This is a genomic window from Pseudoalteromonas sp. A601, from assembly GCF_002165575.1.
In the GTDB taxonomy this organism is placed as follows: Bacteria; Pseudomonadota; Gammaproteobacteria; order Enterobacterales; family Alteromonadaceae; genus Pseudoalteromonas.
The window spans coordinates 1-246 of record NZ_MXQF01000078.1 but is presented as its reverse complement, the minus strand read 5'-3'; the positions used below and the strand labels follow the sequence as shown (position 1 = coordinate 246).

The 246-nt window shown below is 50.4% G+C and carries 1 protein-coding gene; it reads left to right on the top strand.

Annotation, left to right across the window (positions count from 1 at the left end):
- Positions 1 to 246, top strand: a 246-nt coding sequence (locus B5G52_RS22145) for an Ig-like domain-containing protein (protein WP_254911269.1), incomplete at both ends; no start/stop codon positions are given.

Sequence of the window (246 nt, the reverse complement as noted above, 5' to 3'; positions counted from 1 at the left end):
TATCTGCCACAGTACAAGCCGATGGTACGTGGTCAGTGGATGTACCGACTGATTTAGCCGAAGGTGCGTTTACGGTAGATGCCAGCGTGACGGATGCAGCCGGTAATACCGCCAGTGATACAGAAACCGGCGGCGTGATTGATACACAAGCGCCCACGTTTGATATTGATCCAATCACGGCAACCAATAATACAACGCCAACGATAACGGGCTCTAGTGATGAAATAGGCGCGACAGTGACTTTAA